This is a genomic window from Mesorhizobium sp. WSM4807, from assembly GCF_055811615.1.
In genome coordinates this window covers 1-17,214 of the sequence record NZ_JBVVQY010000042.1, presented here as the reverse complement: position 1 = coordinate 17,214, position 17,214 = coordinate 1, and the positions used below count along the sequence as shown (strand labels likewise).

17 protein-coding genes and 1 pseudogene are annotated in these 17,214 nt (G+C 62.8%); 5 read left to right on the top strand and 13 right to left on the bottom strand.

What is annotated here, in order from left to right:
- Positions 1–138 precede the first annotated feature (138 nt).
- Genes AC0L3N_RS30940 through argE form a run of 3 tightly spaced genes read right to left on the bottom strand, consistent with a single transcriptional unit; the run spans position 139 to position 2,574 of the window.
- Positions 139–495 (bottom strand): cupin domain-containing protein, encoded by a 357-nt coding sequence (locus tag AC0L3N_RS30940; RefSeq protein ID WP_473551376.1) that lies wholly within the window; start codon positions 493–495, stop codon positions 139–141.
- 14 nt (positions 496–509) lie between these two features.
- Complete coding sequence (locus AC0L3N_RS30935) at positions 510–1,433, bottom strand: 2-hydroxyacid dehydrogenase (RefSeq protein ID WP_473551374.1); 924 nt, start codon at positions 1,431–1,433, stop codon at positions 510–512.
- 16 nt (positions 1,434–1,449) lie between these two features.
- Positions 1,450–2,574: an acetylornithine deacetylase gene (gene argE / locus AC0L3N_RS30930; protein ID WP_473551372.1), complete on the bottom strand. Its 1,125-nt coding sequence runs from the start codon at positions 2,572–2,574 to the stop codon at positions 1,450–1,452.
- 242 nt (positions 2,575–2,816) lie between these two features.
- Here argE and AC0L3N_RS30925 point away from each other — a divergent pair, with 242 nt between their 5' ends.
- Positions 2,817–3,695: a GNAT family N-acetyltransferase gene (locus AC0L3N_RS30925; RefSeq protein WP_473551370.1), complete on the top strand. Its 879-nt coding sequence runs from the start codon at positions 2,817–2,819 to the stop codon at positions 3,693–3,695.
- Positions 3,696–3,795: 100 nt separating this feature from the next.
- Here the strand turns inward: AC0L3N_RS30925 and AC0L3N_RS30920 are convergent, their stop codons facing one another.
- Together AC0L3N_RS30920 and AC0L3N_RS30915 are read right to left on the bottom strand one after the other, a co-directional pair.
- Positions 3,796–4,248, bottom strand: coding sequence for an ATP-binding cassette domain-containing protein (locus AC0L3N_RS30920; RefSeq protein ID WP_473551392.1), 453 nt, complete (start codon positions 4,246–4,248; stop codon positions 3,796–3,798).
- Positions 4,206–4,934: a hypothetical protein gene (locus AC0L3N_RS30915; RefSeq protein WP_473551396.1), complete on the bottom strand. Its 729-nt coding sequence runs from the start codon at positions 4,932–4,934 to the stop codon at positions 4,206–4,208. Before AC0L3N_RS30915 ends, AC0L3N_RS30920 begins: the two co-directional genes overlap by 43 nt.
- Here AC0L3N_RS30915 and AC0L3N_RS30910 point away from each other — a divergent pair.
- On the top strand, positions 4,821–5,120 hold the full coding sequence (locus AC0L3N_RS30910) for a hypothetical protein (protein ID WP_473551391.1): 300 nt from the start codon (positions 4,821–4,823) through the stop codon (positions 5,118–5,120). The two genes, AC0L3N_RS30915 and AC0L3N_RS30910, sit on opposite strands and share 114 nt — an antisense overlap.
- A 64-nt stretch (positions 5,121–5,184) precedes the next feature.
- On the opposite strand, the gene AC0L3N_RS30905 is transcribed toward AC0L3N_RS30910, so the two are convergent.
- Both AC0L3N_RS30905 and AC0L3N_RS30900 read right to left on the bottom strand, forming a co-directional pair.
- Positions 5,185–5,784: a flavodoxin gene (locus tag AC0L3N_RS30905; RefSeq protein ID WP_473551368.1), complete on the bottom strand. Its 600-nt coding sequence runs from the start codon at positions 5,782–5,784 to the stop codon at positions 5,185–5,187.
- Between the two features lie 31 nt (positions 5,785–5,815).
- Positions 5,816–6,973 carry an aldo/keto reductase gene (locus AC0L3N_RS30900; protein WP_473551366.1) on the bottom strand — a complete coding sequence of 386 codons (1,158 nt, stop codon included), beginning with the start codon at positions 6,971–6,973 and terminating at the stop codon, positions 5,816–5,818.
- Between the two features lie 271 nt (positions 6,974–7,244).
- Here AC0L3N_RS30900 and AC0L3N_RS30895 point away from each other — a divergent pair, with 271 nt between their 5' ends.
- Positions 7,245–8,135 carry a LysR family transcriptional regulator gene (locus AC0L3N_RS30895; RefSeq protein ID WP_473551364.1) on the top strand — a complete coding sequence of 297 codons (891 nt, stop codon included), beginning with the start codon at positions 7,245–7,247 and terminating at the stop codon, positions 8,133–8,135.
- Positions 8,136–8,199: 64 nt separating this feature from the next.
- Here AC0L3N_RS30895 and AC0L3N_RS30890 read toward each other — a convergent pair.
- From AC0L3N_RS30890 to AC0L3N_RS30880, 3 genes and pseudogenes are all read right to left on the bottom strand, one after another.
- A pseudogene (locus tag AC0L3N_RS30890) lies at positions 8,200–8,423 on the bottom strand (sulfur oxidation c-type cytochrome SoxA); the annotation flags it as partial.
- A 19-nt stretch (positions 8,424–8,442) separates the two neighbouring features.
- Positions 8,443–10,617: a xanthine dehydrogenase family protein molybdopterin-binding subunit gene (locus tag AC0L3N_RS30885; protein ID WP_473551363.1), complete on the bottom strand. Its 2,175-nt coding sequence runs from the start codon at positions 10,615–10,617 to the stop codon at positions 8,443–8,445.
- 11 nt (positions 10,618–10,628) lie between these two features.
- The gene (locus tag AC0L3N_RS30880; RefSeq protein WP_023798506.1) at positions 10,629–11,099 is read right to left on the bottom strand and encodes a (2Fe-2S)-binding protein; all 471 of its coding nucleotides are present in this window, start codon (positions 11,097–11,099) and stop codon (positions 10,629–10,631) included.
- Positions 11,100–11,419: 320 nt separating this feature from the next.
- On the opposite strand from AC0L3N_RS30880, the gene AC0L3N_RS30875 reads away from it, so the two are divergent.
- Entirely contained in the window at positions 11,420–12,139 is a 720-nt protein-coding gene (locus AC0L3N_RS30875; RefSeq protein WP_023798507.1) for a response regulator, read from the top strand.
- Positions 12,136–13,617, top strand: coding sequence for an ATP-binding protein (locus tag AC0L3N_RS30870; RefSeq protein ID WP_473551361.1), 1,482 nt, complete (start codon positions 12,136–12,138; stop codon positions 13,615–13,617). The genes AC0L3N_RS30875 and AC0L3N_RS30870 overlap by 4 nt, the downstream gene beginning before the upstream one ends.
- 43 nt (positions 13,618–13,660) lie before the next feature.
- Here AC0L3N_RS30870 and AC0L3N_RS30865 read toward each other — a convergent pair whose 3' ends face one another.
- The 3 genes from AC0L3N_RS30865 to AC0L3N_RS30855 form a co-directional block, all read right to left on the bottom strand.
- Positions 13,661–13,927 carry a BrnA antitoxin family protein gene (locus AC0L3N_RS30865; protein WP_123145887.1) on the bottom strand — a complete coding sequence of 89 codons (267 nt, stop codon included), beginning with the start codon at positions 13,925–13,927 and terminating at the stop codon, positions 13,661–13,663.
- 534 nt (positions 13,928–14,461) lie between these two features.
- Positions 14,462–16,327, bottom strand: a complete 1,866-nt coding sequence (locus tag AC0L3N_RS30860; RefSeq protein WP_473551360.1) for a CHASE2 domain-containing protein — start codon at positions 16,325–16,327, stop codon at positions 14,462–14,464.
- 5 nt (positions 16,328–16,332) lie between these two features.
- The gene (locus AC0L3N_RS30855) at positions 16,333–16,869 is read right to left on the bottom strand and encodes a FecR domain-containing protein (RefSeq protein WP_473551358.1); all 537 of its coding nucleotides are present in this window, start codon (positions 16,867–16,869) and stop codon (positions 16,333–16,335) included.
- Positions 16,870–17,214 lie beyond the last annotated feature (345 nt).

The following is a 17,214-nucleotide window of genomic DNA, read 5'->3' as shown; positions in this document are numbered from 1 at the left end:
ACAATAATGGACCGCGCGCCGCATTTTCCGTCGAGGATGAGCCGCCCGACGGCGTTGAATCGCGTCAGGCGGAACTTGGAAAGTCGATTGTTCTGGAACCGCCGCGCGCGCTATTCGGCCGGACCTTGAGCATTGAACTCAGTCATAAACGCAGACGTAGATCTTGCGCACGGTCTCGATCGTACGCCAGACGCCGACGAAACCGGGCTTCATCACGAAACTGTCGCCGGCGCGGTAGGTCTTCGTCTCGCCCGCCTTCTCCTCGATTTCGATCACACCCGAAATGATGTGGCAGAACTCGTAGGTAGTGCCCTTGATCGAATGCGTCTCGCCGGGGGTCGCCTCCCAGACGCCGGTCAGAACCTTCTCACCTTTCGAGGCATCCTGCGCCCAGGTCTTGAAGGATGGAGTGCCAGAAATGAGCCGCTCCGGCAGCGGCAATGCCTCCTTCGGCGTGAAGGCGGGATGTGTGTCAATCGTGGTCAGCAGTGACATGTGAGGTTTCCTGGTTAGTAGCCGAGCGTTCGATCGACGAGGCCGATCAGTTCTTTGCCGGCGCGGTGGCGCCGGACGTTGTCCACGGCGGATTGCGCCGCCGTATGCGGTTGTGTCACCGAGGCAATGTGCGGCGTTATCATCACCTTCGAATGCGACCACAGCGGATGGTCTTCCGGGAGCGGTTCTGGATCAGTGACATCAAGCATCGCCGCAGTTAGGTGACCGGTGTCGAGCGCGTCGATCAGCGCGGCCTGGTCGAGTTGCGGACCCCTGCCGACATGCAGCAGCTGCGCCCCGGCTGGTAGCAAGGAGAAGAGCCCGCCATTGAGAATGCCGCTCGTTTCCTGTGTCAGCGGTAGCAGACAGACGAGAATGTCCGTCTGCTTTAGAAAGCGGGGCAACTGATCGGCGCCGTGAAAACAGGCAACGCCCTCTATCCGCTTTTCGCGGCGGCTCCATCCGGCTAGCGGAAACTGGAACGGCTTCAGGCGCTCGATTGCTGCCTGCGCCAGCATGCCAAGACCAAGAAAACCGACCCGGCGTTCGGCCGCCTGCCGAGCGGCAATCGGTTGCCAGAGGCACCTTTTCTGCTGCTCGAGATAGGCGGGCATCTCCCGGTGGAGCGCCAACACGCCAAGCGCGACGTATTCCTGCATCATGCGTATGATGCCATCCTCGACCATGCGCACAAGCTTCACATGGCTTGGCACCACGTCCTGATTGAACTGGTCGACGCCCGCTCCGATGGAAAATAGCACTTCCAGGTTGCGGTAGCGCGAGATCTCGTCCGGCACTGTCCAGGTGATGAGATAGCGCACCTTCTCCGGCTCCATCTCCTCGCCGGAATGGAAGAATTCCAGATCCGGGAGTTCGCGCGCGAAGATCTCGCGGAACACCGCAGCACGCGCCGCATCGGAATTGAAAAGAAATGCCATGGAACCCGCCCTCTGTTCATGCTGCAAGGCGCGCGCCGAGATCCTCGATCATGCTCTGGCAGGCAGCAAGTTCACTGATCTCGATGTATTCATTGGGACGATGCGCGCGGGAAATTTCGCCGGGGCCGCAAATGATCGCATCGATACCGGCCTGCTGATAAAGCCCGGCCTCCGTGCCGTAACTAACCGCTGTGAGCGGCTCCTGCCCCGTCAGCTCGGTCAGAACCGCTGCTAGCTCACTACCCTTCGCGGGCGCAAGGGCGGGATAGGAACTCAACTCGTGCCAAATTACCTCGAAGCCGCTGTCGCGCAGGGCAAAAAGCTCGGCCTTGACCGGCTCAAGCAGGGAGGCTGGAGAAACGCCCGGCACGGCACGTACCTCGATATCGGCAGTGCAGTGGCCAGCGATGATGTTGACCGCCTGTCCACCGGCGATGACGCCCACCTGCAAGGAAGAATATGGGGGCTCGAAATCTTGATCGAGCGGTCCGTCGGCGAGGGATTGGCCATAGGCCACGGCGTGCGTGATGACGCCGGCCATGGCGTGCACGGCATTGAGTCCGAGATCGGGGCGTGACGAATGGCCGGATCGCCCGATCACTTCGAGCCGCGCCGCCGCCTTCCCCTTGTGCGCACGCACAGGTTGCATCCGGCTCGGCTCGCCGACAATCGCGCCAAGCGGCCTCTCGCATAGCATCGGCAACGCAACCAGAAGATGCGGCACACCACGGCACCCCGCCTCTTCATCGTAGGAGAATGCGAGATGAACTGGCTGCCGCAGTTTCATCGCCGCAAGCCCCGGCAGCGCGGCCAATGCGCAGGCGAGAAAGCCCTTCATGTCGGTGGCGCCGCGGCCGTAAAGCCTGCTGCCCTCGCGACGCAGGACGAACGGATCCGAGCTCCATTCCGGCTCGCCGGCCGGCACAACATCCATATGTCCGGAGATGATGTAGCCCCGACCCTCGCGCGGGCCGACCGTGACGAACAGGTTGGACCGGTCGCCCTCGGGACCGGGCAGAACCGTCACCTCGGCTCCGGCTGCCTGACAGTAGTCGCGGATCCAATCGACGATCGCGCCGTTTGGCGTGCCCATAACAGAGGGAAATGCAATCAGGGTCGCGAGGATTTCTTCCACGTTCATGGCGGTCCGCTCTGCTTGCACATTGTCACCGGGTGCGACCAGCCTATCCGTAGGCAGCAGTGTTCCCTGCCGAATCGCGTCGTGCTTTGGCTGAAGATTGCGAAAAAACGCCTCGAATCAGCGAAACCTGCTGGCTTTCCCCTGTAAAGCTGCGGCAAATGAGGCCTGTCGCAAACATGGCTAAAGGCGCCAGGATCAAGACGCGTGCGTTGGGCATTCGTTGAAGGAGCGGATCGACTGAGATGCAGAGATCAGTGCGCCTGAAATCCTTTGAACTGGTCGCGCGGGACATCAATGATGTCGACGTTGATCTGCTGCATGCACTATCGATTTCTGTCCGCTGGCCGCATCGCCCCAAGGACTGGAACCTACTGCGCCGCGCCGGCCACGGCATCGTCGCCGTTGACGGAATTGGGCGCGTCTTCGGAAGCGCGATGTGGTTTCCCCACGGGGACGATTTTGCCACCATTGGCCTGGTGATCACGACGCCTCGCGCACAGGCGCAGGGAGGTGGCCGATGGCTCATGGAACAGGTCCTTGAGCAGTGCGGGGATCGCAATCTGGCCCTGAATGCAACCCATGCCGCCTATCCTCTGTATATTTCACTCGGCTTCACGAGCGAGGCGATCGTCTACATGCGCCAGGGCGAGGCCCCACAAAAACTCCCGCCAATGCCAGCTCTGGATGGTGAACTCAGTGAGCTACCCAGCGACAGATTTCGCGAGATCGCCGAACTGGACGCGCGTGCGTTTGGGACAAATCGTGCGGGGCTACTTGCGTTGCTCGCAGAGGATGCCTCGATAGCCACTCTGGGCCGCGGTGGCGAGGTCGTTGGCTATTCCATGTGTCGCGAGTTCGGGCGCGGCCATGTGATTGGCCCCATTGTGGCTCGAAGCGACCAGGACGCGGTCCAACTCACCGCCGTCCATCTGAAGAAGCTGGCAGGTCGATTCGCGCGCGTCGATTCGCGCGAGAGGGATGGCGTGTTTGCCGAGTTCCTTCAGCAGAGCGGCCTCGGCATTGCCGAGACCGTGACGACGATGTCCAAAGGCCGCCGGTTCCTGAACCGGGAAAGCAACGGACCTTGGATTTACGGATTGGCCAGCCACGCCTGGAGCTGAATGCAAGCGCACTCCGCCCTCAAGCAGCGGTCAGAGGTAGGTCGACCAGAGCGCTCGAATTGAACCGAAAGCCCCGGAAACCGGCGTGATGCGGTTGCCGTCATGCGGCCGGGACGACACCCGCCTCGAATCTCCGCCGAATCCCGGATTCGGTTTCCGCTGTCGGCATAATGATCGTCCGACGCCCATCCGCCACGCCATCCACAATAACGTGGCCAATGCCGCGCGAGCACGGCTCGCGCATTGACGTGATAAACGCCCCGCAGCAGATCGGATGTGATGTTCGGCGATGACCCGCATGCGACCAGCCGGCCGTCTGCGATGACCATCGCCCTGATCGGTGAAGCGCAGGACGTGATTGAGGTTGTGCAGGGCGATCAGCACGACCACGCCTCGCGCCCGGGCACGTTTCCCGCATGAGCCTGAGCACTTCTATCTGCCGCGAGAGATCGAGTGCTGATGTCGGTTCGTCCATCAGCAGGATCTCCGGCTCGCACACCAGCGTCGGCGCTAGGCAGGCGAGTTGCCGCTGGCCGCCGGAAAGCTCGCCGATATTCCTGAAGGCGATGTCGACAATGCCGAGCGCAGCCAGGAATGTTCGATCGCAATCGGGCCGTTCTGGTGGCCGTAGACAAGAACCGCTTTCCAGCGCTTGTCACCATGCAGCGTTACCACGTTACTCATGCCGAATATCTCCCTGCGGTCATCGAACAAATCCGGCTGCATTGCCGTCGGCCAACAGGCAGCGGAACCGACCGGCATGAAGACGGTTGAATCGGCATGAAGGCTCGTCTTCTGACAGCCAGCAATGCAGGCTACATCATGAGCATTCTGCAGAGTGCCAAGAAAGCCGTCGAGCAGGTTACCGGTGTCGCAAGACCGGGCAGGCAAGAAGTAATCGATCTTGTAAGGCGGCGAAAAGCAAATGAGTTTTGGTTCAAGGATGATGGCCTGGTACCCAATCATCCGTTTTGGCCGCTTGTCGTCTATCGGGGCGCCGTGAGGCTGCATGAGAAATTTGATCCCGCAGCCGTCTTGGAGGAGCTTTTCGAGGCCAATGGATGGGGGGACAGCTGGCGGAATGGCATCTACGACTACGTTCACTACCATTCGCGAATACATGAGGTGCTCGGAGTTGCGGCCGGTACGGCCAAAGTCCGGTTTGGAGGCAAAAAGGGCCGAACCCTGTCCCTGAAGGCCGGCGACGTCGCGGTTCTTCCGGCTGGCACCGGGCACCAATGCCTTTCGGCATCCGACGATCTTCTAGTGGTCGGCGCCTATCCTCCGTTTGGGACCTATGACGAATGCACGACTGCCCAGGAGCATGATCGCGCGCTCGCGACAATCCAGAAGGTAGGTCGTCCACGCAGGGATCCTGTCTATGGGAGCAAAGGCCCACTTCTGCAAAAGTGGAAGAAGACCTGAAGTAGGCGCAGATCGATCGAAGACCCACAAGCACAGACGCACGAGCGGGAGTGTGCAACTCAGGCTAGCGGCCTATCTCGACGCTCGCGAGCCACTCTGTGACCTCTCGAAGCGTCTCGCGCTCCTGGTCGCATTGTTTGGAAAACCCATCGATCAGACGGGCACCGGGTGCACGTTCGGCCACCACGGCGAGGCTGTTGCCGAGCCCATAGCCACCATGCGTGATGAACGGCACCAGCGTCTTGCCCGACAGGTCGTGCTGTGACAGGAACGAGCGTATGACGGAAGGCGCGGTCATTCCCCAGATTGGAAAGCCGAGAAACACAGTCTCATACGAGTTCAGATCCGGCACCGTCGTCTGCAGCGGCGGCTCGTAGCCGCGCTGCCGCTCGTCCTCTGCCTGCGCGACCTGTGCCTCGTAGTCTTCCGGATAGGCCGCCGCCGGCGCGATATGGAACAGTGTTGCGTCGATCGCGCGGGCAATCTGGGTGGCGATCAGGCGCGTATTGCCGGTTCGGGTAAAGTAGGCCACCAGGACCGTGGCACTGCGATCGGCCGCAGTAGGGTCGGCGCTTGCTGCCGCCGAGCTCACACCCGCCACCAAAGGCAGCAGGAGCGAGTGTTGCAGGGCCTGCCGGCGCGAGATGAACGCAGTCGAAGTCACGCGGGCCTCCCGTCACGGCTAGCCATGGCGATCAGGCTTTCGGAGGCGCTTCTGCGCCCGAATAGACCAGCACGGCGTCAGGAAGGCGTGCGCCCCTGAACTCGATCGCGGCCACGGCCGCATTGAGCTCCGCGACTTCGGCAGGCGTGAACTGGACGTCGGCCGCGCCAATGTTCTCGAGCATGTGCGGCATCTGGGTCGTACCGGGGATCGGCACGACCCAGGGCTTCTGCGCCATCAGCCAGGCCAGGGCGATCTGCGCGGGCGTGGCATGCTTCCGTTCGGCCCAGGTCTTCACCAGATCCACCAGCGCCAGGTTATGCGGCAGGTTGTCAGGCGAGAACCGGGACTCGATCCCGCGGATGTCGCCTTCGGCGAACCGTGCCCTGGCGTCGATAGCACCGGTCAGGAACCCCACCCCGAGCGGGCTCCACGGCACGAAGCCGATGCCAAGTTCCTCGCAGAGCGGGATCACCTCTTCTTCCGGACCACGCCACAGCATCGAGTATTCGTTCTGGACGGCGGTGACAGGCAGCGCGGCATGCGCGCGGCGAAGCGTCCCCAGCCCCATCTCCGACAGGCCCCAGTGCAGGACCTTGCCTTCTGACATCAGGTCCTTGACTGCGCCGGCGACGTCCTCGATCGGCACCTCGGGGTCAACGCGGTGCTGGTAGAGGAGATCGATGCGGTCGGTGCGCAGACGCTTCAGCATGCCCTCGACCACAATCTTGATATGGTCCGGACGGCTGTTCAGGCCCGGGCGCCGCTCGCCGGTGTCCTGATCGATGTTCCAGCCAAACTTGGTTGCGATCACGACCTCATTTCGGAACGGCTCCACGCCTTCGCCGAGGATGCGTTCCACTTTATGAGGCCCATAAGCCTCGGCCGCGTCGTAGAAGGTGACACCACGGTCGAAAGCCGTTCGGATGATGTTGATCATCTCGGGTCGGGTGGGGATCGTCGTTTGATAAGTGCGGCTCATGTTCTGGACGCCGATCCCGATACTGGAAACTTCCAGCGCCCCCAGCTTTCGCCGCTCGCTCGCTGGGGCCGCGGCGTCGCTGCCGGAACCTGTTGCCTGGGCTGAGGCCTGCGAACCCGTTCCGGCGAGTAGTGGCGCAGCGGCGAGACTTCCCGCGGCTCCCAGAAAAGCCCGGCGCCCCATTCTCAATGCGCGTTCGTTTGCCATGTCTGATTGTCCTTTCATCGGGTCGGGATCAGTCTTCGATCCGGGATCTCTTCGTGTCGATGTCCGCCGAGTTCAGGCCGCGGCGAACCCTAATCTCCAACGCATCAATTCCGGCCCGATGTTCGTTTCTGCATTTCGTCCTCTCGCTGATAGTCGGCATCGCAGCGCAGCTTCCATCTGAGGAAGATATCCCCGCCGCGTCCTAGCGATTAGACAGGGCAAGTCGCATGGGTCTATGACTAGATGTCATGAATAGCGGGAGGTGACTGGCATGCGACGTGAGGATCTGGGCAGTTTGGCTATGTTCCTGGCGGTCGCCGAAGAACAGAGCTTCACCAGAGCGGCCGCAAGGCTTGGCATCTCCCAGTCGGCGCTCAGCCACGCGATGCGGCGGTTAGAAGCCAAGCTGGGCCTGCGCCTGCTGACCCGCACGACGCGCAGTGTAGCGCCGACCGAGGCTGGCGAGCGGTTGGTCGAGACCCTCCGGCCTGCGCTGGACGACATCGAAGCCAAGCTTGCTGCGCTGACAGAACTGCGCGAGCGACCGGCCGGCAGAATCCGGATCACCACGTCCGAACACGCTGCTCGAACGGTGCTCTGGCCAGTGGTCGATCGGCTTACAGCCGAGCATCCCGACATTCAGGTCGAACTCAACATCGAGTCGGGCCTGACCGACATCGTCGCAAAGCGTTACGATGCGGGCGTTCGCCTTGGGGAACGATTAGAGAAGGACATGATCGCGGTTCGGATCGGACCCAGGCTGAGGATGGCCGCAGTCAGCTCTCCGGCCTACTTTGCCCAGTACGGGCAGCCGCTGACGCCACACGATCTCGCGAGGCACGCCTGCATCAATCTCCGGATGGTGAGCGGAAGCATCTACGCTTGGGAGTTCGAGAAGGACGGGCGCGAGCTGAATGTCAAGGTCGAGGGTCAGCTGACGTTCAACGATGTCGAACTTATCGTCGCTGCCGCCGTCGCCGGACACGGCATCGCTTTCTTGGTCGAGGACCGGACAGCAGCGTTGGTGGCCGAAGGGGTGCTGGTCCGTGTCCTTGAGGACTGGTGCGAGCCGTTCGACGGCTACTACCTCTACTACCCGAGTCGGCGGCAGCCATCGCCAGCCTTCAGCCTCCTTCTGCAACGTCTGCGCTTCAGAGAATAAGACGACCGAAGTTGCGCTCTGGACTAGACGCCCTTGTCTCGTGCCGACCAGCCGCAGTCCGGCATCACGGCCGGACTGCCGGCGTCTCGACCAGCAGGCCGCGGGCCCGCTCCGTCAGATGGAACTCCAGGTCGAGGAGCTCCGGTGCGTCGAAAGCGAAGGGCTCGGCCCTGACTCGATCATGCAGTTGCGCAGGCGCCGCTGCAGCGAACCGACTGCCTGCCACTCCAGCCGGTAGAGCGGATAGCCGGTCGGATGCGCCTGCGGAATGACGCTGCCGCCGCGCCGGTTCTTCGCGCGCCTCAGATCATGCGAGGTCATGGTTCTTCAGCGGCAGCGCGCGGATGCGCTTTCCGGTGGCGGCGAAGATCGCATTGAGGACGGCCGGCGCGGCGACTGCGATGGTCGGCTCGCCGACGCCGCCCCAGAAACCGCCGGATGGCATTATGATCGTCTCCACCTCCGGCATGTCGGCCATGCGCACGACCTCGTAGCTGTCGAAGTTCTCCTGCTCCATGCGGCCGCCATTGACGGTGCATTCGCCGTAGATGCAGGCGGAAAGGCCGTAGACGAAGGAACCCTCGACCTGCCGCTCCACTTGTGCGGGGTTGACGACATGGCCCGGATCGGTAGCCGCCACGATGCGGTGGATCCTGAGCTGCCCATCGGTGACCGAAACCTCCGCTGCTGCCGCCACATAACTGCCGAAACCCATGATCTGCGCCAGGCCGCGGTGAACGCCGGCCGCGGGCGGGGTGTCCCAGCCGATCCGTTCGGCGACCGCCTCCAGCACGGCGAGATGCTTCGGATGGTTGGTCATCAGCTTGCGGCGGAAGGCGAGCGGGTCGACGCCGGCCGCATGGGCGAGTTCGTCCATGAAACACTCGACGTAGAGCGCGTTCTGGTTGAGGTTGACGCCGCGCCAGAAGCCTGGCGGGATCGGTGGGTTGCGCATGGCATGGTCGACAAGCAGATTGTCGACCGTATATCCCAGCGTGCCTTCCGTGCCGGTGAGGACGAGGCCCTGGAAGACCACCGGGTCCATGCCGTTCTGCATGCCCTGCGGCCGCACCGCGGCAAGGATCGATTGGCCGGATATGCGCATGTGCAGAGCGGTCAAGTTGCCGTCTGCGTCGAGCGCGCCCGTCAGCCGGCATCGGGTGGTCGGGTGATAGGCGCCGTGCAGCATATCCTCTTCGCGTGACCACATGAGCTTTACCGGCGTTCCCGGCACCTGCCTGGCAATGCTGACTGCCTGGCGCACATAGTCCTGGAAGTTGCCGCGCCGGCCGAAGCCGCCGCCCAAATGGATCTTGTGCACCTCGCATTGCTGCACCGGCAGGCCGGCGGCCTCGGCCGCTGCAGCCAGGCTCGCCTCGCCATTCTGGGTCGGCACCCATACCTCGCAGCGCTCCGGCGTGTAGAGCGCCGTCGCGTTCATCGGCTCCATGGTCGCGTGGTTCTGGTAGGGGAAGGCATAGGTCGCCGTGACCGTCCGGCCGGCGGCGGACAGGGCAGCACCGGCGTCACCTTGCCTGGCGCCGACGAAGGCGTCGTTTGCGGCGAGCCCCTCTTCGAGCATCGCTGCGATCGAGGCGCTGGTGACCTGCCTGTTGGGGCCTTCGTCCCAGACGATCGGCAAGGCATCGAGAGCGGTCTTCGCCCGCCACCAGGTGTCGGCGACCACCGCAACGGCGGTCTCGTCGACCTGAACGACAGTGCGCACGCCTGGCATGCCCGCCACCGCCGCCGCGTCGAAACTCTCCACCTTGCCGCCGAAATACGGGCAGGCCCGGATCGCCGCGTTGAGCATGTTCGGCAGCTTGAGATCGGTGCCGTAGACCTGGCTGCCGTTGAGCTTGTCGGCCGTGTCGAGCCGCGGCAGCGGCTTGCCGGCTATGGTCCAGTCTTTCGGGTCCTTGAGGGTGACATTGGCGGGCGGCGTCATTCGCGCGGCAGCGGCAGCCAATTGTCCATAAAAGGTGGCGCGATCTGATGCTGCATGCGTGACCATGCCCATCCTTGCGGTGCATTCGCTGGCCGGCACGCCCCATTCGGCGGCCGCGGCGGCAATCAGCATCTCGCGCGCAACGGCGCCACCAATGCGCACATACTCGTGCGACTCGCGGATACCGCGGCTGCCGCCGGTCGAGAAGTTGCCCCACACGCGGTCGCGCGCCAGGTTCTGGGCCGGAGACGGATATTCGGTCGTGACCTTGGACCAGTCGCAGTTCAGCTCTTCGGCGACGAGTTGCGCCAGGCCGGTTAGCGTCCCCTGCCCCATCTCGGAGCGGGCGATGCGGATGACCACCGTATCGTCGGGCCTGATCACCACCCAGGCATTGATCTCCGGCGCCGTCTCGCTGCCCTCGGCACGCGCCGGCTTGATGAACGGCACGTTGAATCCGAGGGACAAGCCGCCGGCCGTGGAGGCCACGCCGATGATGAAGCTGCGGCGCGAGAGGGAAATTATGGCGTTCATGACTGTTCTCCTCAACCGCGTTGCGTGGCTTCGCCGGCTTTGGCGGCCAGCTTGATCGCGGCGCGCACCCGGTTGTAGGTGCCGCAGCGGCAGATATTGGTGATCTCAGCGTTGATGTCCTCGTCCGCGGGGTTCGGGTTCTGCATGAGCAGACCCGCCGCAGCCATGATCATGCCGGCCTGGCAGTAGCCGCATTGCGGCACATCGAGCGCCAGCCAGGCCTGCTGGACCGGATGCGAGCTGTCCGGCGAAAGCCCCTCGATGGTGGTGATTTGCTGGTCGGGCTCGACCGCGCTCACGGGAAGCACGCAGGAGCGCGTGGCGACGCCGTCTATATGGATGGTGCAGGCGCCGCAGGCGGCAACGCCGCAACCATACTTCGTTCCGGTAAGCCCAATCTGCTCGCGGATCACCCACAGCAGCGGCGTGTCCGGATCGACCTCGATGTCACGTGGCGTGCCGTTGATGATCAATCTGGCCATTGTGCAATCCTTTCGATCAAAGGCTGGCGAGGACCGAAGTCTGGATGCCGCGCGGCATGGCCTGGCGACAAAGACCGGACGTCCCGGCTAGCGACGAGGCCAAGTTAGGCGGGAGCTGTCGCAGAACCTTGTCCCGAATACCGGCAGTTCATCGCAAGTTGTCGCGGGCGCAGCGCTCTGATACATTTCGTTACACTTCTCACGCTTTGTTGATGTCGGGCGAGATTGCTGCCATGGCGCGGAAGGTGATCATCCGTGTAGACGCGAACTAGATATCGTCGATACTGACCGACTATTCAGCGGCGACCTTGGAGCATTGCATGGAAGTGGCGCAGCACATCGCGGTCGTCGACGACCACAGGGACATCCGCGATCTCGTGGGGAAATACCTCACGCAGCAGGGTTATCGCGTCAGCGTCGCCGACAGCACGGCCGCGCTCAAGCGGCTGCTCGACCGCAGCCTGCCCGATCTTATCGTCCTCGACGTCATGATGCCTGGCGAGGACGGCATTGCCGCCTGCCGGCACGTGCGCGGAACGGTCGACGTTCCGATCATCTTCCTTACCGCCATGGCCGAGGAGGTCGACCGGATCGTCGGCCTCGAGATCGGGGCTGACGACTACCTGACGAAGCCGTTCAATCCGCGGGAGCTGCTGGCGCGAATCAAGGCTGTGCTCAGGCGCGTCCACAGCCTGCCGCCGCAGCGCGGTCGGCTCAAGTCGAACGCGCTGCGCTTCGACCGCTGGACCCTGAATGTCGGCCGCCGCGAGCTGGTCGGGCTCGACGGCGTGGCGGTCGCGCTCAGCACAGCCGAATTCCGCCTTCTCACCGCCTTTATCGAGCATGTCGGGATCGTGCTCAGCCGGGATCAGTTGCTCGACCTCACCGTCGGGCGCTCGGCCGACGGTTTCGACCGGGCCGTCGACAACCAGGTGAGCCGGCTGCGCAAGAAGATCGAGGCGGACCCAAAGAATCCGATGCTGATCAAGACGCACTGGGGCGGCGGCTACTGCTTCACCGCCGAGGTGGCCCAGGCATGATGCTGTTGTGGAGACGCAGCCTGGCGGCCCGCTTCCTCATGCTGGTGCTGCTTGCGCTCGCCCTGTCGCAGGCGATCACCTTCCTGATCTCGTGGGACGAACGCGGACAGGCCCTGCACGCGGCGGCCAAGGGCGAGTTCGTCAGCCGCACGTCCTCCCTAGCCATTTTGCTGGACACGACGCCGCCCTCGCTTCGACCCGACATCCTCAACGTTAGCGGCACGGCCTATACGCGCTTCTGGACCTCGCACGACGGGCCGAGCAATCCCCTGGCCTGGCAACAGGAGGCGCTGACGCAACTCGCCAAGCCGCTGCCCGGGATTGCCGCCAAATATGCCGCCTACATGAACGGGCAGGCTTCGAACGCGGTCGCTGCCGCCGACCCTTCGGTGCCGCCGCGCATGCTGGACCTGTCCGGCAGCGGCAGCCCGTTCACCCGACCTGCCAAGTTCCTTTATATGGACGGCGCCCCAAACGGCATGGGGCTTTCCGTCCGCCTCGACGACAGCACCTGGCTGAACGCCGCCTACGCCAAGGTGATGCCGAACGCCTTCTGGACGGCGCAATCGGCGATATCGCTGGCGCTCACCGCACTCATCCTGTCCGCCATAGCGATTTTCGGGGCGCAGGCAATCGCGCGTCCGCTGCGACGGCTCGCCAATGCCGCTGAACTGTTCGGCCGCGGCGAGGCCGTGCCGCGGCTGCCGGAATCAGGGCCGGACGACATTCGCCAGACCGCCGAGGCGTTCAACCGCATGCAGGAGCGCCTGCAGCGCTTCGTCGAGGACCGGACGCGCATGCTGGCGGCGATCAGCCACGACCTGCGCACGCCGCTGACCTCGCTCCGGCTGCGCGCGGAGTTCGTCCAGGATCACGACCTCCAGGAAAAGATGCTGAAGACCATCGAGGAAATCCAGACAATGACGGAAGCAGCGCTCGCCTTCGCGCGCGAGGACGCCGCGGTAGAGGAGACGCGAACCGTCGATCTTTCGGCGCTGGTCGGCAGCCTCTGCGACGACCTCGCGGAGCTGGGCCAAAACGTCACCGTCAGCGACGGGCCCAAGGTGCTGTACCGCTGCCGGCCGGACTCCCTGCGCCGGGCGATCCGCAACCTCGTCGAAAATGCCATCCGCTACGGCGAGCAGGCCAAGGTGAGCCTGGTCAGGCGTGCCGACAGCCTGGACATCATGGTCGAGGACGCCGGGCCCGGCATTCCGCCAGGCGAAATGGAACAGGTGTTCGCCCCCTTCTTCCGCCTGGAGCAGTCGCGCAACCGGGAGACCGGTGGCGTCGGGCTCGGCCTGTCAATCGCCCGCGCCATCGCCCGTCACCACGGCGGCGACATCGTGCTGGAAAACCGGAGCAACGGCCTTCGTGCGGTCATCCGGCTGCCGCTGATCGACATGGCCAAGCAGCTTGCCCCCGCGCCTGTGCCTGAGACCAACCCTCCGACCGGACTGCAATCCTTGCCGGTTTGACCGAAACCCGTTCCCGCGATCGCGCCAGGCGCTCACATTTTCGTCAGGTGATGTCGTCTGAACGGTCGTCCTCGGCAGCGATCCGCTTCTCGACGATGGCCCGCAAAGCGCCGTTAATACGGTCCTGCCAGCCTGGTCCGTCGCCCTGGAAATAATCCAGGACAGCTCGATCGATCCTGATTGAAACAAGCTCTCTGACATTTGGAGCAGCTGCGGTTTCGCGAACCGGTGCGGCCGGCTTCTTGGCAGGCTTGAAGGCGGCTTCGGCGGCAGCCATTGGATTTGTCGGCCGGCGCGGAGGATTTGCCATTGATGGTCCTGACTCGAGATAACGAAAGGAAGAGACATGCAACGCAAAACGCATCTGAATGCTTCGGCCCACTGCCTGGAACAGTGAATCGAATATCGACGCGAGAGGCAATGGTCTCGCCTCCCCGGGAGGAGGAAATGCGCGCCATTGCATTATTTGCCGGCGTGTTGGTGGCTACGCCCTCGATGGCGACGGTGCAACTGGGCCCCTGTCCATTATTGGGACACAGATTCACGGTAGCGTTTCGCCGATACCTGATCGGCAAGGTTCGACCTCTCTCTGTCTTTCCGCCGCACAGCCTGAACCGGACGTTCTAACCCAAAGGCGACCTTCGCCAGCCCATTTTGCTGCCCGATAGCCGACATTCGCGGCAAACCAGCGCTGATGACCCGAAGCCGCCTTCCATCAATGCGGATTTTTTCAAAGTCTCCCGTTCGGGTTGGCCGAGGCCTCAGGCAGGATTTGAAGTGTCGCGGCCAAAATGGGCGCCATTCAGACATTCCGGTACCATCATTGTTCACGGGGCCTAGTATCCTACAGCGTCTGCGAACTCTGCCACAGCCAGATTGCGAGCGAGCCTGAACGCCCGCGGACCTGTGCTTCCACAGGTCCTCTTAGAGCACCAGATTTGAACAACTCGCAGTCGCGGCCGGCGACTTGCACCATTTTGTCGCTCACTGCGACTTCGGCATTTTGGTCGGCCGCGATCTCCATCAAGCGACTGGCGACGTTAACCGTATCACCAGTAGTCGCGATGTGCTGACGGCCTTTGCCACCGAGTCTCGACGCAACGATTGTTCCGTAATGCGCTCCGATCTTGAAGCCGAGCCTCGATGCAGTCGATGCGGGCAACGAGACGAGCCAGTTGTTGGTACGGCTGGTGAGCGCTGCGCAGCAGCGGGCAGCATTGAAGGCATCATCTGTCGTTGCTTCCGGTAGACCGAACAGGATCATGGCTCCGTCACCCATGAAATTCGTGACAACGCCACCGCAGCTTGTCACCTCTTCGTCCACCAAGGCATGGAACGTGTTCAAAAGTTCGCGTGTGGCGTTCGGCCCCAATGTTTCGCTCAGTCCGGTGAAACCGGACAGGTCAATGAATATGATGGCGGCGTCCCTCCGGACAGGTTCCAGGAGAAAGTCGCCATGCTTCGCGAGCCACCCCGCAAGGCCCGGGGCCTGAACTCGTTGAAGCAATTCGCTCTGCGTGGCGAAATACTGGGCCTGGTTCCTGCCCAACCAAAGCTGCGCGGCCCCGAACAAAATAGCTGGCGGAACGGCGGCGGCCATCGGCAACGCCGCGCTCAGCCAGATATGGTGTGAGAATGCGGTCATATTGACCACGAACCAGGTCACAACCACGCCGACGATCGCCGCAAGGCCGATGGCGTTGCGACGCCATGCCAACAGCCCCACAAGGACCACTGGCAGCACCACTGCAAAGCCGGCATCTGCAAGGCGAACGTACTGATCTCGCACTATGCCGTCGCCGGTCATCAGATGGGCAATGGCCGTCGACATGACCTCGACGCCTGGGAGCACGGGATCAAACGGTGTCGGGAAAACATCGCCGGTGCCGGTTGCAGTGGCACCGATCACAACAATTCGATCCCGAATAATGCCGCCATCGACTTGGCCCCCCAGAACCGTCGTGGCGCTGATCGTGCGGATCGTGCCGCGGGGGCCATAGAATGTCAGAGGGAGTATGTGACCAATGTCCGTCCGAATCCGCTGTCCACCCAGAGATAGATAGTCGGGCGCAATTCCCGGATTCTCTCCCACCGCCATGGCGGCAACGCGCAGGGAGAAAGACGCTTCCGTCCGATCTCCGGCCCGAAACAGCAACGGGACGAACCGAGGCGTTCCCGTCCAGTCGGTAACCACGTTCACGACGCCGACAGCGGCGATATCCGAGAACGCTTCCAGGGGCCACAGAAACCGCTTGGCATTCGGCACTCGGGCGAGAGGGCCATCGCCCTCGACTGCAATCGATTGTTTACCTCCCGAGTAGACCGCTGCAGCAGCGATTACGCTTGAAGTCCCACGAAGCGAACGCGCGAGCGCCTCATCATCATCTTTTTTCCCGGGATCGACCAGCAGCAGGTCGACCGCAATGGCTTTCGGCCCAAAGCGAGCTATCGTATCGACAATCCGGGCAAGCGTGGCGCGGCTGAGGGGATAGCGGCCGTCGTTTCGGACTGTTTCGTCGTCTATTGCGACAATGGTAATCAGCTCCGGCGGCTTTGCCGTTCCCCGAACAAGCGTTCGAAGATCCGTCATCGTTGCTTCGACGCGATCGAGGGACCACATGTTGCCGCGCCAGTGCGCAAAGCCAAGGCCGGTCCCCCAAAGACCCGCCAGAACGAGCGCAATCAGCGTCTGAAGCGCTCGCCCGCTCATTTAGCTTACTGACCGAAACGGGCCATCAAAGCCGAAACACGTGCGGCGGGCCAGCGCTTGACCGTCAGTGTGCCTGTTCCGGCTTCCACATCGACGCCTTCGCCCGGCCCGAGGACTACGCCAGCATTGGACGCCGGCCTTTGCACGGCGACGCGACCTTTGACGACGAAAACAGACGTCTTGCCACGGGCAACGTCGACTGCCCATTTTGTGCCTCGCACCGCGGCGATCGCCTGCGGGGTGACGACAGCGAAGCCACCCCGGACCCTGCCGGCTGGAGCATCGAGCAACAGCGCCTTGCGCCGTAATGTGACCGCATCGGCACTACCATTTCGATCACGGTCCACCAGTGCAAAACGAGCGCCATCTTCCGCAATGATGGTAAGGCCTTCCCGGCATCTCAGAATTTGTCGGGACGTACCTGCTACCAGTCGGAACGTACAGCCGGCGTTATTCGACTGCGCTGAAGCCGTATCCACCCAGAAGACACAGGCAAGCATGCATGCAATCAGGCTCCGGAGATATCGGCCACTTGTGCTCATGAACGTCTCCTTGCTTTTGCGAAAATCTGCGGCAAGAAAATCTTTGCATTGTCTTCTGCGGTCAGCTTGGCGGTATACTCATGCGTACGAACCGGCATTTGCAGCCGCGTTGCCCTAAAGATAGCACGGTGCCGACCAGCGATCTTAACACGATAGCTTGCTCCAACACCAAATAAGGCGACATCAAGCCGTTTGAAGCGGCCGCGATGCGAATGTCGCGAACGTCACGCGGCGACGCTGCTGTTCGGCTCATCTGCCAGAACGAGCAGGTCGCGTAGAGTCGAGATGTGGCGCGGTGGCGGTAGGTTGAACATATCTGTTTGCCGCCTCTTTCGTCTGGCGGTG

Excerpts from the sequence above, each read along its gene's own strand:
- AC0L3N_RS30935 (WP_473551374.1), bottom strand. The coding sequence starts at position 1,433 with ATGGCATTTCTTTTCAATTCCGATGCGGCGCGTGCTGCGGTGTTCCGC.
- AC0L3N_RS30875 (WP_023798507.1), top strand. The coding sequence starts at position 11,420 with ATGGAAGTGGCGCAGCACATCGCGGTCGTCGACGACCACAGGGACATC.
- AC0L3N_RS30880 (WP_023798506.1), bottom strand. The coding sequence starts at position 11,099 with ATGGCCAGATTGATCATCAACGGCACGCCACGTGACATCGAGGTCGAT.
- AC0L3N_RS30855 (WP_473551358.1), bottom strand. The coding sequence starts at position 16,869 with ATGAGCACAAGTGGCCGATATCTCCGGAGCCTGATTGCATGCATGCTT.
- AC0L3N_RS30925 (WP_473551370.1), top strand. The coding sequence starts at position 2,817 with ATGCAGAGATCAGTGCGCCTGAAATCCTTTGAACTGGTCGCGCGGGAC.
- AC0L3N_RS30860 (WP_473551360.1), bottom strand. The coding sequence starts at position 16,327 with ATGAGCGGGCGAGCGCTTCAGACGCTGATTGCGCTCGTTCTGGCGGGT.
- argE (WP_473551372.1), bottom strand. The coding sequence starts at position 2,574 with ATGAACGTGGAAGAAATCCTCGCGACCCTGATTGCATTTCCCTCTGTT.
- AC0L3N_RS30900 (WP_473551366.1), bottom strand. The coding sequence starts at position 6,973 with ATGGCAAACGAACGCGCATTGAGAATGGGGCGCCGGGCTTTTCTGGGA.
- AC0L3N_RS30865 (WP_123145887.1), bottom strand. The coding sequence starts at position 13,927 with ATGGCAAATCCTCCGCGCCGGCCGACAAATCCAATGGCTGCCGCCGAA.
- AC0L3N_RS30870 (WP_473551361.1), top strand. The coding sequence starts at position 12,136 with ATGATGCTGTTGTGGAGACGCAGCCTGGCGGCCCGCTTCCTCATGCTG.
- AC0L3N_RS30895 (WP_473551364.1), top strand. The coding sequence starts at position 7,245 with ATGCGACGTGAGGATCTGGGCAGTTTGGCTATGTTCCTGGCGGTCGCC.
- AC0L3N_RS30940 (WP_473551376.1), bottom strand. The coding sequence starts at position 495 with ATGTCACTGCTGACCACGATTGACACACATCCCGCCTTCACGCCGAAG.
- AC0L3N_RS30885 (WP_473551363.1), bottom strand. The coding sequence starts at position 10,617 with ATGAACGCCATAATTTCCCTCTCGCGCCGCAGCTTCATCATCGGCGTG.